This window comes from Janthinobacterium sp. PLB04 (assembly GCF_021165895.1).
Taxonomy (GTDB): Bacteria; Pseudomonadota; Gammaproteobacteria; order Burkholderiales; family Burkholderiaceae_D; genus Janthinobacterium; species Janthinobacterium lividum.
The window spans coordinates 1,214,658-1,228,480 of sequence record NZ_CP088968.1; the positions used below are offsets into that span (position 1 = coordinate 1,214,658).

The window sequence follows — 13,823 nt, forward strand, 5'->3', positions numbered from 1 at the left end:
ATGTACTATTTTGCGCCTGGGGCGCTAGTCTTCGTCCTCGCAGAGCGGCGTAATGCCTGGCAAGTTGCAGCTGGCGATGGCTGCGCACAGGGCGTCGATGGCGGCCTTGCGCGTAAAGCTCTTGCGCCACAGCATCACCACCCGGCGCGATGGCACGGGGGCGGCGAAGGGCCGGTATTCGAGCATGCCGTCGGTGGCGTGCATATTCGCAACGGAGGCGCGCGGCAAGACCGTCAGGCCGATGCCGCTGGCCACCATGTGGCGGATGGTTTCCAGCGAGGAACCCTCAAACGTGCGCTGCATGCCATTGCCGGGCGAGGAAAAACGCGCCATTTCGGGGCACACTTCCAGTACCTGGTCGCGGAAACAGTGGCCATTGCCCAGCAGCAGCATGGTTTCCGATTTCAAGTCTTGCGCGGCGATTTTGTCGCGCGCCGTCCATGGATGCTGGCGCGGCATGGCGACGACGAACGGTTCGTCATACAGTTCCTGCATGGCCATGCCGTGGTCGGGCAGGGGCAGGGCCATGATGGCCACGTCCAGTTCGCCCTGGCGCAGCAATTCGAGCAGGCGAACCGTGAAGTTTTCCTGCAAGATCAAGGGCATCTGCGGTACCTGGTCTATCATGGCCTTGACCAGCGGCGGCAGCAGGTAGGGGCCGATCGTGTAGATCACGCCCAGGCGCAGGGGGCCGGCCAGCGGGTCCTTGTTTTGCTTGGCGAGTTCCTTGATGGCGGCCGTCTGTTCCAGCACGCGCTCGGCTTGCGCAATGATCTGCGCGCCCAGTGGCGTGACGGAGATTTCCGCGCCGCCCCGTTCGAACAGGACCACGCCCAATTCGTCTTCGAGTTTTTTGATGGCCACTGACAGGGTGGGCTGGGCAACGAAGCAAGCTTCGGCGGCATGGCCGAAGTGCTTCGCTCGCGCGACTGCAACGATATATTTCAGTTCAGTCAGTGTCATAGGTTGATTGAAACACAGGAAGTGCTTACTTGCAATGAATGAAAGGTGGCGCAAACGTGAAACTGTGGCGCCGATGGCGTATTGTAGCGGATCGCCCCCTATAATGCGGGACCGGGCAGCGAAGGGAGATGGCGATGGAATTGCACCTGCAGGCGCTGGAAGCGGCAATCAATTACTGGCGTGCCAGGCAACCGGCGCGCGGCAATGAATATGCGCTGTCGCCGTCCGTCAGCCGCCTGGCCGGCGTGTATGCGCTGATGATTTACTACCGGCAAGATCGCATCGCCGAAGAAGGGCTGGACCCGGCAGTCGTGGCCTTGATCGATGCCTGGCGCCGGGATGCCGGCGGCATCCAAGGCGATAGTCACGCCTGAGCGTGACCGTATCGTCACCCTATTTAACCCAACAAGAGATATCCATGCCTGATTTTGAAAACAAACTGTGCGGCCGTGACGAACTGCGCGCCCGCGCCGCGGCCTTGCCGAAACCGGTGGTGGTGACGAACGGCGTGTTCGACATTTTGCACCGTGGCCACGTAACGTATCTGGCACAGGCGCGTGCGCTGGGCGCCTCGCTGATCGTTGCCGTGAATACCGATGCTTCAGTGAAACGCCTGGGCAAGGGCGATGACCGTCCCCTGAATAGCTGCGAAGACCGCATGGCCGTGCTGGCTGCGCTGGAAGCGGTGAGCCTGGTCGTGCCGTTCTCTGAAGACAGCGCCCTGGAAGTGGTGCTGGACATCGAACCGGAAATCTATGCCAAGGGCGGCGACTACGACATGGCGGCCATTCCGGAAGGCAAGGCCGTGCTGGCGTATGGCGGCCAGGCCGTGGCCATCGATTTCGAGCACGACCGTTCGACCACCAAGCTGTTGACGAAAGTGCGGACGCAGCAGGGCTGAGGAAGCTCGTCAATGTTTCCATACAGATAAAAAGACGTTACTATGAGAACTGCCAGGGCTGCGACCTCGTTTCGTCAGCCCCAGCACGTTACACCGTCTGAATGCATTGCTTGTCATAGAAAATAAATGGATCATAAAACTTCTGGGGATTGGCCACTGCCCTCCGGCGCCTGGCACGTGGATGACGATGGCGCGTGGAGCATGCAGCGCAGCGCGGACGGCCAGAACGTCTCGCCCTTGGTGAGCCATGCCGATATCGGCAAGCTGATGCTCGCGCGGCGCCTGCCCGCAGCCGCCGGCGCGCCCGTGCGGCAATTTCCGCCCGAATTTTCGTTCGACCCCGCCTCGGGCGCGGCCTTGCAAGTGCCGCCCGACACGGCCGCCACGCCGCCCTGGGTGCCGCCCTACGGCGCATATCCCGTCAGCGACGTGCCGCCAGCGGGCCCGGCCGGCTTGCGCCAGGCCAGCGTGCCCCTGAAACTGGCCGACCAGCGCGCCCGCGAAGAGCATGCGCAAGCCGATGCCTCGCTGCCCATGCCGCCGCCCGGCGAATACGAATTCTTTTCCGCGCAGTTCGGTACCAGCGCGCCTGCGCTGCTGGCGCTCGACCCGCGCAAGGCCGTCTTGCACGCCTGGCTGCCCGCCTCGAAACGCTGGCTGGCGCTGGACCCTGACTATGGCAGCTTGCTGGCCGAATCGGACCTGGCCCACGGCGCCTGGCGCGCCGAGCTGGTACCTGAGTTCAACAGCGTGCTGGTCTTGCCGACCAGCCATGGCCTCGCCTGCATCCGCCCCGACGTGCCTTCGCTCACCTACGTGGTCGAGCATGTGGGCGGCGCGCCGTGCGCGGCCGCGCCCGTCTGGTTCCAGAACCGTTTGTGGGCGCCGCTGCGCGACGACGATGGCCGTATCCGCTTTGTCAACCTTGATGCGGCGCAAAAGCCGGGCAGCGATGTGCTGCTCGACGGCGTGGTCGAGCTGGGTACCGTCAGCGCGCCCGTGGCCTACAACCGCATGGCCGTGTGGCCCTGCGCCAACGGCCAGCTGCGCCTGCAATTGCAGCCGGACGGCAACGTGGCCGCTTCGTTTACGCCTTGGCCCGAAGGGCTGGTGCCGCATTTCGAATTTGGCAGCCCGTACGTGTCGCGCGACGGCGGCCTGTGGCAGCTGTGCTTCGAGCGTGGCCGCGGCACCTATGTCTACGTGAAACTGGGCGCGCAGTCCGAACGGGCCGATGCGCTGGCGCCGCGCCTGTGTTCGGGCAGCTTCAATTACCGCTTCGCCACCAAGCTGAAAACGGCGCCGTGGGAAGAGCCGGAACATGGCGACGATGGCGGCAAGAACCAGGCTGTCATGCCCTTGCTTGAGTCGGGGGCCGGCAGCAGCGTCTTTGGCGTGAAGTTTGCCACCAGCGCCGGCCTGTCGAGCGTGCTGCGTTCGAACGAGCGCCTGGCGGCCCAGCTGGTACAGGACGACGAGTTGCGCGAAACCGTGTTTCATACCTTTGCCGTCAGCGAGCCGTGGCGCGTGCGCCTGTTTGTCCATGAAGGCACCTTGTGGGCGTACCACCCGCTGCTGTCGCGCATCGATGGCTGGGCCTTGCAGGCATGAAAGCGCGCGTCCTGATCGCGGCCGGCGCCGCCTTCCTCTCCTTCGCCGTCGCCACCGCCAGCGTGCAGGCGGCCGGCATCCAGCAAGCGTTTCTCGTGCAAAACTCGGGCTGGATGGAGCCCTTTTACACGGATGAGCATTCGCAACTGAAAGCCCTGGTGGGCGCCGTGGCGCAGGCCGCGACGAGCCCGTCCGACAAGGTCTATACGCTGGCCTTCAGCCAGAGCAGCGGCGCGCACGTGTCGCCGTCGCTGCTGGGGCAAGGGCAGGGCGGCGCCGGCGTGGCGGGCCAGCTGGCCAATCTCGGCCTGGCGCGCAAGAGCGCCGGCGGCGCGCTGGCCGACACGGATTTCCAGGAAGCCGTGACAAAAACCATCACAGGGCCGTTCCAGTCCGCGTCCGGCATCGTGTGGATCTTTACGAATAACAAGAACAGCCCGAACAACGATAGCCAGACGGCCGAGCGCAACCGCGACTTTTACCGTTTGCTGCATCTGGAGCCGTCGATCACCAAGACGGTGGTGTTTCCACTGCGCATGCCCGTACAGGGCAAGCTGTACAGCGCCAAGGGCTTGATGGTGTATGCGCTGGCGTATGGCCAGCCGGCATCCGAGGCTTTGAACCGCATCCTGGCCGAAGGGCGGCTGTCGCAAGTGCTGACGCGCCCGCCCGCGCGCCTGAAACCGGTGGACCAGGATGCCGTGCGCATCGTGCCCCAGTCCGTCAAGAACAGTGCCAACGTACACGCCAGCCTGGGCCGCGACGGCCGCACCATCGTGCTCGACGTCGATGCGGCGAACCTGGTGCCGCAAGTGGTGCTGCAGGCGTCCTTGCAAAACATGTTTTTCCCGTACGTGATCGACAGCGCCAGGGTGCACGCCAGCCTGGCCGGGCAGAACGCGCCCTTGCACGTTGCGCCAGATCAAATCCGCCAGCTGCAGCCGGGCGCCAGCCAGTCCGTGCAGGTACAGTTCGCGTTGCCGATGGCGCAAATTCCGTCGCCGTGGTCGGCGCAGGCGATCGCCGCCATGGGCAAGCAGGTGATGCTGCCCATGCAGGCCCAGGTGGGCCTGTCGGAACAGCGGCTGGCGCTGGCGTCCAGCTTTGGCAAGGATTTGCAGGAATTGTTCCCGGGCGACCCGATATCCAGCATGTTTACGCCGCCCGACAGCGTGCGCGCGTCGCAGGCAACGATACCGTTGCTGGTGCGCATACAGTATCCGCTGCTGCCCGTGCTGGTGATACTGGGCGGCGTGCTGGCGCTCGTTCTGGGCTTGCTGGCGCTGGGCCTGGTCGGTACGCGCGCCACGCGCTACAAGGTGCTGGCCGACGGCGTGCAGCGGCAAGTGTTATTAAAACCGTTCAAGAGCGTGCAGATCCGCGATGATGACGGCCGCGACATTGGCGAACTCAAACGGGGCCTCGGCAAGCCGGCTGTCGTGCGCGTGGCCGAAGGCCATACCTTGACCCTGGCCTGAACACAGATTCCTTAAAAATTCCTTCCATTTTTTAACAGAGGCATACCATGGCGCAAGACACTCCAAAAGACAACGCAGGTTTTACCTTGCCGGCCCCGGTAACGGCTCCGGCGTCGGCGCCGCCGGCCACGGACGCACCTGCGGCCAGCGCAGCTACCACCACGGCCACCACGGAACCGGCGCCCGCGTTCGATGCGGCCGGGACGACCGATACCTCGTCGCGCGACACCCTGGTCGGCGGCGTGGTGCTGTTGCTGCTGTTTATCGCCTTTTTCTTTGCCAAGAATGCCTATGCGAATGGCCTGGTGGCCAAGCGCGTGCCGCCGAACAAGGCCAATGCCTCGGGCTGGTGGCTGTTCATCTTCCTGGCCAGCCTGGCGACCGGTGTCGTGCTGGCCGCCGTGAACGCGCATAAATTCCTTGCGCCTCTGTTCATGGGACCGCTGGTGCTGGTGGGCCTGGTTGCCCTGTTGCTGACATTTACCTCCAGCCGCCGCTAAGAACACGCCGTTGCACGCATCATCGAAGGAATCACCATGGCAGAGAACCTGAACCAAACCATCACCGGCGGCGCCAGCGAGCGCAAGCAGGACAAGATCATCGAACTGCGCCCGACCCTGTTCATCGGTATCGGCGGCACGGGCATGCAGGTGCTGATGCGCGTGCGCCGGCGCATCCTCAACACCTTGTGGGGCGGCGCGGGCAACCGCACGCGCATCGAGGGGCTGGCCGACTTTCCCATCGCGCAATTTATCCATTTCGACCTCGACAATGGCGCCGTGATCGAAAGCGGCGAGTCGCAGGCGAAGGACTTGCAGTTCGACCAGGTGAAGTTCACGGACGACGACAAGGTGGTCGAATCGTTCGACATGGACAAGTACAGCCGCGATGAAGACTCCCTGGAGAAGTATCCGCACATCAAGGAATGGCTGCCGCTGACGCCGCAGCGCATCCGCGAACTGCGTTTCGACATGAGCAGCGGCGCCGGCCAGATCCGCGCCGTCTCGCGCCTGTATTTCTTCGACAAGTATGCCAAGATCCGCGACAAGATCCGTTTGAAACTGAAAGCCCTGAAAGCGGGCCTGTCGCACGAGCGCCAGCTGGCCGAACTGGGTTTGCGCATGGAAACGAACCGTTTCCGTATCGTCATCGTCGGCTCCGTGGCGGGCGGCACGGGTTCCGGTTCCTTCCTCGACATGGGCTTGCTGGCGCGCTGGCTGGCGCGCAGCGAAGTGGGCGCGGCCGACGTCGAGCTGATGCTGTTCTTGCCGACCGGCTACACCAAGGCCAACAAGGACCGGGTCGAAGCCAACGGCTACGCGGCGCTGATGGAACTGGAATCGGCCATGATGGGCAACAAGGGCTATGTGGGCCGCTGGGATGCGTATGACCGCCCGGAACTGACGCGCGAGCCGTACAGCGAGGTTTACCTGATCGATTCGGGCAACCTGGCGCAGCAGCACACCAAGGATGTCAGCGACGTCTACCATATGGTGGCCGATTCGCTGTTCGAGGATTTCGCCTCGGCCGACTTCGCGCGCGCCAAGCGTTCGATCGCCGTCAACCAGGCGCAGCACAAGAACTCGCTGTACAACGCTCCCGTGCCGCAAGACCGTTTCGGCGACATGCGCCTGTATTTCTCGAAGCGCTTTTCCTCGTTCGGCATGGCCGTGCTCGATACGCGCCAGGAAGCGGCGCGCGACGAGCGGGCCCACCGCTGGGCCGGCGCCATGCTGCAGGCATTCTTTGGTGTGGGCGGCACGGATGCGGGCGCCAACCGGGCCACGGATACGCAACGCGATAATTTCCTCGCCGCTAATATGTTCCTGAAGGGCACGCCGTTCAGCGATTTCCCCGAGTTTTCCGACAAGAGCATCGAACTGAAGCGCTCCAGCGGCGACTTCATCGATTTCCGCGTCGTCGACGAATTGCTGGAAGACCGCCATGGCCACTTGCTGGCCGGCGTGGAAAACCGCGTCAATACGCGCATCAACGATATCCGCACGGGTTTCGACCGCAGCGAATGGCCGGCGCAGGTGCGCGACGCCATGAAGCACCTGGAACGCGACGCCGTGCGCGACCAGGATTCCACGGCCGACACGACGGAAGACCGCATCAGCAAGCGCCGCCGCGAAGTGCTGGAAGATGTCAAGAAAGTCGTGCGCGACCAGCTGTATGGCTACCTGGACAACAAGGAATTTGGCGGCCTCGAATACGTGCTGTCGCTGGTGGAACAGATCAAGGACCGTATCGAGGCGCCGGGCAGCGGCTTGACGGCGCAGATCGGCAACAATGCCGAGCGTTACCGTGAAATCAAGGAAGCCGTGCGCTCGCGCGAATACGAGCGCCTGCTGAACAACCTGGAGCAGACGCGCAGCACCTTCGGCTTCCTCAGCAATGGCGAAAAGCAGGCGGGCGTGGTGATGGACCATCTGCGCACGGAAATGGCGAATGCCCTGAAATTCCATTTGCGCGCCAAGGCGGCGGACGAGTCCGTGCTGCTGCTGGGCGAACTGTCGCGCTGGCTGGGCAACCGGGTCGGCGTCGATGCGCAAGGCCGCGCGCAGTGGAATGGCCTTGTGGGCGAGCTGCAAACGGGCCGCGAAGGCGTGCTGGCCATGCTGGCGGAATTGAAGACGGCCAATACCATCCTGCAAAAGGACCTGGACAAGGAACACGCGACCCTGATCGTCATTCCCGTCACGGAAAAAGACATCGCGCTGCCATCGGCGGCCACCTTGCGCCAGTGGGCCGATGAAGCGTTCAAGGACATGGGCGGCTCGAAAGCGCTGTTCCCCATGCTGGGCGAACCGGCGCAGCGGGGCTTGATCCTGGCCAAGGTCACGCGCATGGCCGAGAACATGATTGCCACGGCTGGCCTGGCCGAAGGGGCGACGAGTACGCCCGACCCGCTGTTCGACGCGCTGGAACAGATGGATGTGTCCGAACGCCTGGACCGTTTCCGCAAGCTGCTGGCCTGCTCCATGCCGTGGATCGACGCCAACATGGCGGGCGACTTCACGGTCGTGTCGGACCAGTTCAAGTGCGTGATCGGCGTGGCCAACGCGGCCGCCTTCAAGGCGAAGTTCGGCGCCGAGCTCGAATCGTGCGTGCCGACCCAGGTGGGCATCACGGTGAGCCAGCTGGAAATCGTCGAGACGGGCATCCGCGGGCGCGCCGTCTGCTATTGCGAACTGGCCGGCGTGCCGATGACGGTGCTGCGCGGCCTGGAAGGCTGGCGCACCAGTTACCGCAAGGAAGGCGACAACGACAAGGCGCCGACCCACACGCACATCGATCCGACGCAATTCACGCACCCGATCGCGCCGAACACGGACGAGATGAAGCGTCTGGCGGAAGACTTCGGCGAATTCCTGCAAGCGATCATGCTGGGCGTGCTGACACGCCACACGGGCCGGGTCGTGCCGCCGGGCCAGTACCAGTTTGCCGTCGAACCGGGCGATTTGCGCCGCATCGGCAATGAACGGGCCATCCGCCAGAACGGCATGCCTGCCTCGTACGAGAAAAATATCGCCCTGCGCATCGAAGAAAAATTGACGGCGCTTGATGCCGTGCAGACGGCGGCCATGGCCGCGCTGGCAAAATACTACGAGCGGGGCGTGTATGCGCCCAAGTTGGTGGCGCAAGCCGATGGCTCGCAGCTGCCGTACATCGGCTTTGGCAGCGCCATTTCCGCCGAAGTGGGCGCGCGCCTGCGCGAGTCGGCGCGCCGCAAGGGCATGTCCAGCGACGAGCTCGACCACACGGTGCAAGCCTTGCTGGGACGCCTGAAGGAGTGGGCGAACGTCATCGGCGACTCCGACAGCGATGCCTACGACTGGGAAGTGCGCGAGCCGGAAGCGGACGGCCAGCCCCGCCTGAAATATGCGATCAAGGCGGAAATGCTGGAAGCGGGGCGCCTCGAGCAATTGCTGCGCCCGGCAGGTGCGGCCGCTGCCCCTGCGGCAACCGCGTTCGGCATGCCGCCACCGCTGGGCGGCATGCCGCCGCCGCTGGTGGAATACCAGTATTTCCTGGGTATAAACGGCCAGCAGCAGGGACCGTTCACGGCCCAGCAGATCGTGCAGTACGTGCAGGCAGGGCAAGTCGCACCAAGCACCACCAAGGTGTGGCGCGCCGGCTTGCCGGCCTGGGTCGACCTGGCCCAGTTCCCCGAACTGGCGCCTTTGTTCCTCGGCGCGCCGCCACCGTTGATGCCGCCGCCTCTGTGAACGCTGGAATGACGTTGGAATGAAGGATTAGTTTTGGATATCTGCAACAAATGCAAGACGGGCCTGTGGACCGTTGTCAGCCATTGCCCGTACTGTGGTCACGCGGTGGCTGGCGCTGTCCGGGCAGCTGCGGCCGTGCCGCCGCCGCTGCCTGGGCCAGCGCCGGTACCAGCGCCCCCGCCGGTAGCGCCCAAGCCGCCGCCCGTGCCCGTGCCTGTGGCGCCTGTGCCGACGCCGAAACCGCCGCCGGTGCCGGTGTCCGCGCCGGCTGCCGTACCGCCGCCAGCGCAGCCGAAGCCGGCCCAGCCGAAAGCCGTGCCAAAGCCCGTGCCGGCAGCTCCACCTGCGTCAACCGAAGCACCGCCACCGCCACGCAAGTGGCTGCGCTGGCTGGGCGGTATTGCCGTGCTGGCAGCCGTCATCGTCTACATGAATGGCAAGCCGGGCGGAAAGAATGAGTCGGCCTGCAATGACGCCATCGACAGTGGCTTGCAACTGGTGGCGAATGGCAGCCTGGACGGCGCCCGCCAGAAGCTGGCGACGGCGAAGAATGTGTGTACGGGCAAGTCCAGCGCCAAGGCGGACGACTTGCAGGTGGCCATCGGCAAGGCGGGCGCCGCATCGGGCAGCTGCCAGCGGGGCGTGCGCGGCATTGAGCGCAACATTGATGGCCATCAATTGCAAAGCGCGGCCAGGGGCATTGCCGCGCTCGACGCCGATTGCGCGGGCGCTGCCAGCGTGGATTCCCTGCGCAAACAGCTGGCGCGCCAGCAGGCGGCAGCCGCGTCCGTGCTGGTGGGAGTGCGCCAGGCGCTGGACGGCAAGGATGCGACGGCGGCAAGGAATGGCATCGCCAGGCTGGAAGCGATCGACCGCGAAGCGCTGGAATTGCCGCAGTTGAAGGCCGACGTGCAGGCGCTGTCGGCGCCCGCGGAGCCTGCCCCGGCGCCGGTGGAAACGGCACCGGCCCGCGCCGTGCCAGCGGAACCTGCGCCCGCGCGCGCGGTCGAACGTTCAGCGGTGGCCGAACGCCGTCCGCCGGAAACGTCGCCCGTCGATAGCGGCGCGGCCATGCGCAACGAGATGGCGCAATCGTTCTTGCGCGATGCCGAGCGTTCTTTGCTGGAAGGGAAGTTCGATGCGGCCAAGACGTATCTGGAAAGCGCGCGCCGCGTCGATCCGGGCAATGCGCGCATCGACAATCTGTCGCGCCGCATCCGCGAGCGCGAACGGCAAGTGTTGCAGACGGAAACAACGATCAATTAGCTATCTGGGGAATCACCATGCTGAACCACACCACCTTGCGCGCAGCCGCTGCGCTGACCATTGCGGCCATGCTGACCGGCTGCGCCACGGCGCCGATGAACCCGAACGGCGTGCGCCAGGACAGTTCCTATCCGCAGGGTGGAAGCCAGGCGGCCACGGATGAGGACCCGTGCAGCATGGGCGCGACGGCGGCTGCTGGCGCGGCCGTGGGAGCGCTGCTGGGCGCGCTGGCGGGCGGCAAGAATAGCGCGCTGAAGGGCGCGGCCATCGGCGGCGGCCTGGCGGCGGCCGGTTGCCTGGCCATCAATGTCAATTCGCGCCAGACCAAGACGGCGGCGCAGGCGGACCGCGACTACATCCGCACGCGCGGCGCGCTGCCGCGCGAACCGCAAGTGGTGTCGTACACGCCGCAGCTGAGCGCATCGACAGTCAAGCGCGGCCAGCCGTTCAAGGTTAATTCGGTGGTGGAGTTGGTCAACGGCAGCGCGCAAAGCGTCAACGACGTGCGCGAAGAGCTGGTGGTGCTCGACCCGCAAGGCCAGCCATTCAAGTCCGGCTCGAAAGCCCTGGCCAGCAACAACAAGTCGGGCGGGCGCTTTGAAAACTCGTTCGAGCTGACCTTGCCGGCCGGCGTGTCGCAGGGCGTGTATGGCGTCAAGACGAATCTGTACGTGAACGGCAAGCTGGCCGCCACGCGCGACCTGCGCACGCAGCTGGTAATGCTGGATGTGGATACGGGCGTTGACGCGCAGCTGGCGCTGCGCTGATTGCCGTATGCAAACGCGTAGGTCGGATTAGCGGGGTAAAGCCCCGCGTAGTCCGACAACGCCACTAACGCCAACAATGTTGTCGGATTACGGCCCCTTGGGCCTAATCCGGCCTACGCGCCGCCCTGGTAGCCATGCTGGCGCCAGGCTTCGTAGACGACGACGGCCACCGTATTCGACAGATTCAAGCTGCGGTTGTCCGGGCGCATCGGCAGGCGGATACGTTGTTCGGCCGGAAAGCCGTCGCGCAGGGCCGGGTCCAGGCCTTTCGTCTCGGAACCAAACACGAACACGTCGCCCGGCAAGAAGGCCACGTCGCCGAACGGGCGCGAGCCGCGCGTCGTCATGGCGAACATGCGGGCCGGGTCGGGCTGGGTGTCGGCCAGGAACGCTGCCCAGTTCTTGTGCACCTTCATCTTGGCGTAATCGTGGTAATCGAGGCCGGCGCGTTTCATCTTGGCATCGTCGAGCGGAAAGCCCAGCGGTTCGACCAGGTGCAGCTGCGCGCCCGTGTTCGCGCACAGGCGGATGACGTTGCCCGTATTGGGCGGGATTTCAGGTTCTACCAAAACAACGTGAAACAAAATGCTCTCCTTGGGTCTGTCTGTATCTAATATATAGCGAATTCAATGCGGCGGTGTGCGCGCCACCACCAGTATGCTGACCCTGGCCGCGCCTTCGCTCTTGCAGGCGGCGGCCAGCGCGTTGACGGTGTGGCCGCTGCTCATCACGTCGTCGACGATGCCCACATGGCATCCTTGCAATAATGGCGCGTGTTCCGGCGCGATGGCGAACGCGTGCGCCAGGTTGGCTTGCCGTTCCTGCGGCGCCACGCCGCTTTGCGCCCGGGTTTCGCGCACCCGCAGCGCCAGGCGGGGCTGTAAATGCACGTGCAGCAGGCGCGCCAGCGGGCGGGCAATTTCCAGCGCCTGGTTAAAGCCCCGTTCGGCCAGTCGGGCCGGGCCCAGCGGCACCGGGCACAGCAACTGCGGCGCCTCCCAATTCGGATGTTGCTGAATGGCAACACGCAGCAATTCTGCCAACAGGGGCGCCAGCGCCAGGCGCGCGCCGAATTTCAGCTGCAGCAGCAACTGGTCGACGGGCGCCGCATAATCAAACGCCGTGACGGTGGCGTCATACGCGGGCCGCTGGCGCAAACAGCGTCCGCACAGCGTTGCCACATCGTCGAGCGGATTGGCGCACTGGCGGCAGCGGTGCCGCAGCAGTCCCAGGTACTGTGCGCGGCAGGGGGGGCACAGCACTTCCGGGCAGCCGATGCCGCACAGCGCGCACTGGGCCGGCAGCAAGGTGGCGCCCAGCCACAGCCGCAGCGCCTGCCACGCGGCATCAAGGCGGTGCTGGGTGGCGGTCCGCATCGCGATGGCGTCGTTCCATGTACACTGCCGACATTATCTCACCTCACCCGATTCAACATGCCAGTTCCCACCAGTCCGCCCAAAATGAGTGCGCCCATCGATGCGGTGCAAGTACGCGATTTCTTTTCCCGTCCGGCGCGCATCGCGCCATCGGACTTCCTGCGCCGCGAAGTGTCGGCACGCATGCACGAGCGCCTGGAGCTGGTGAAAATCACGCCGCACCGTGTGCTTGACGCCGGCTGCGGCCCCGGTGCGGACCTAGCGCAGTTGCAAAAGGATTATCCCGCAGCGCAGATTATCGGTCTCGATGCAGCGCAAGCGATGATGCAGGCGGCGCGCGCGCCCGCGTCGAAACTGGCCAGCCTGAACCAGTTCCTCAGCAAACTGCTGCCGGCCAAGGCGGGCGTGGATCTGCTGTGCGGCGACCTCGGCGACTTGCCGCTGGCGCAGGGCAGCATCGACCTCGTGTGGTCCAACCTGGCGCTGCACTGGCATGCCCAGCCCGACCGCGTGTTTGCCGAATGGCGGCGCGCGCTGCGCCTCGATGGCTTGCTGATGTTTTCCTGTTTCGGTCCCGACACCTTCCGCGAAGTGCGCGACGCCTTTGCCGAGGCCGATTTATATCCGCACGCCTTGCCCTTTGTCGACATGCACGACTTTGGCGACATGCTGGTCGAGACGGGTTTTTCCACGCCCGTGCTGGACATGGAGATCATCACCGTTACCTACGATACGGCGGAAAAACTGCTGGCGGACGTGCGCGCCTTCGGCGGCAATCCGCTGACCACGCGCCGGCGCGGCCTGATGGGCAAGGCGGCCTGGCAGCGCATGCTGGCCGCGCTGGAAAAGATGCGCCGTCCCGACGGCAAGCTGGGCCTGAGTTTCGAGGTGATCTATGGCCACGCCTTCCGTCCCGCGCCGCGCGTGACGCGCAATGGCGAGGCGATCATCCGCTTTGATTTGCCGAGAAAGCCCAAATAAAAGGCTAAAGAAACCGACACTTGGTCGCATTCGCGCATGGATGCAGCAGCAAGCGTTGCAAAGCGCGCGGCGGCCAGGAGAAGGGCGCGCACAAAGCCGATTATTGCTTGATGGATTCAAGTTTACTTGATTATAATCGTTGATTGTTTGTCAGCTTGCTAAGTAGAAAAAACAAGGGCTGCATACAAAATAAAAAAAACAAAGCAAGACTAATTCGAAGTTACTGCATTAGTATAGTAACCATCTTC

General features: G+C 64.5%; 12 protein-coding genes. 9 read left to right on the plus strand and 3 right to left on the minus strand.

The features are described from left to right. Positions 1 to 24: 24 nt before the first annotated feature. Entirely contained in the window at positions 25 to 963 is a 939-nt protein-coding gene (locus LSO07_RS05360; protein WP_034784860.1) for a hydrogen peroxide-inducible genes activator, read from the minus strand. 134 nt (positions 964 to 1,097) lie between these two features. On the opposite strand from LSO07_RS05360, the gene LSO07_RS05365 reads away from it, so the two are divergent. The 8 genes from LSO07_RS05365 to LSO07_RS05400 all read left to right on the plus strand — a co-directional run bounded on the left by LSO07_RS05365 (position 1,098) and on the right by LSO07_RS05400 (position 11,218). Continuing rightward, on the plus strand, positions 1,098 to 1,337 hold the full coding sequence (locus tag LSO07_RS05365; RefSeq protein ID WP_034785368.1) for a DUF3717 domain-containing protein: 240 nt from the start codon (positions 1,098 to 1,100) through the stop codon (positions 1,335 to 1,337). 44 nt (positions 1,338 to 1,381) lie between these two features. Beyond that, positions 1,382 to 1,864 carry an adenylyltransferase/cytidyltransferase family protein gene (locus LSO07_RS05370; protein ID WP_034784861.1) on the plus strand — a complete coding sequence of 161 codons (483 nt, stop codon included), beginning with the start codon at positions 1,382 to 1,384 and terminating at the stop codon, positions 1,862 to 1,864. 126 nt (positions 1,865 to 1,990) lie between these two features. Continuing rightward, complete coding sequence (locus tag LSO07_RS05375; RefSeq protein WP_143450426.1) at positions 1,991 to 3,475, plus strand: hypothetical protein; 1,485 nt, start codon at positions 1,991 to 1,993, stop codon at positions 3,473 to 3,475. Beyond that, positions 3,472 to 4,953, plus strand: a complete 1,482-nt coding sequence (locus tag LSO07_RS05380) for a hypothetical protein (RefSeq protein ID WP_151092688.1) — start codon at positions 3,472 to 3,474, stop codon at positions 4,951 to 4,953. Before LSO07_RS05375 ends, LSO07_RS05380 begins: the two co-directional genes overlap by 4 nt. 47 nt (positions 4,954 to 5,000) lie before the next feature. Further along, positions 5,001 to 5,453: a hypothetical protein gene (locus tag LSO07_RS05385; protein ID WP_092612888.1), complete on the plus strand. Its 453-nt coding sequence runs from the start codon at positions 5,001 to 5,003 to the stop codon at positions 5,451 to 5,453. A gap of 36 nt (positions 5,454 to 5,489) precedes the next feature. Continuing rightward, entirely contained in the window at positions 5,490 to 9,185 is a 3,696-nt protein-coding gene (locus tag LSO07_RS05390) for a tubulin-like doman-containing protein (RefSeq protein WP_151092690.1), read from the plus strand. Between the two features lie 33 nt (positions 9,186 to 9,218). Next, positions 9,219 to 10,451 carry a hypothetical protein gene (locus LSO07_RS05395; protein WP_191909588.1) on the plus strand — a complete coding sequence of 411 codons (1,233 nt, stop codon included), beginning with the start codon at positions 9,219 to 9,221 and terminating at the stop codon, positions 10,449 to 10,451. A gap of 17 nt (positions 10,452 to 10,468) precedes the next feature. After that, positions 10,469 to 11,218, plus strand: a complete 750-nt coding sequence (locus LSO07_RS05400; RefSeq protein WP_052140369.1) for a hypothetical protein — start codon at positions 10,469 to 10,471, stop codon at positions 11,216 to 11,218. Positions 11,219 to 11,331: 113 nt separating this feature from the next. Here LSO07_RS05400 and trmL read toward each other — a convergent pair whose 3' ends face one another. Further along, positions 11,332 to 11,802 (minus strand): tRNA (uridine(34)/cytosine(34)/5-carboxymethylaminomethyluridine(34)-2'-O)-methyltransferase TrmL, encoded by a 471-nt coding sequence (trmL, locus tag LSO07_RS05405; RefSeq protein WP_034784868.1) that lies wholly within the window; start codon positions 11,800 to 11,802, stop codon positions 11,332 to 11,334. A 42-nt stretch (positions 11,803 to 11,844) separates the two neighbouring features. Continuing rightward, on the minus strand, positions 11,845 to 12,594 hold the full coding sequence (locus LSO07_RS05410) for a ComF family protein (protein ID WP_151092694.1): 750 nt from the start codon (positions 12,592 to 12,594) through the stop codon (positions 11,845 to 11,847). A gap of 84 nt (positions 12,595 to 12,678) precedes the next feature. Between LSO07_RS05410 and LSO07_RS05415 the strand changes: the two genes are divergently transcribed. Next, the gene (locus LSO07_RS05415) at positions 12,679 to 13,575 is read left to right on the plus strand and encodes a methyltransferase domain-containing protein (protein WP_052140371.1); all 897 of its coding nucleotides are present in this window, start codon (positions 12,679 to 12,681) and stop codon (positions 13,573 to 13,575) included. The last annotated feature ends 248 nt before the right edge of the window (positions 13,576 to 13,823 follow it).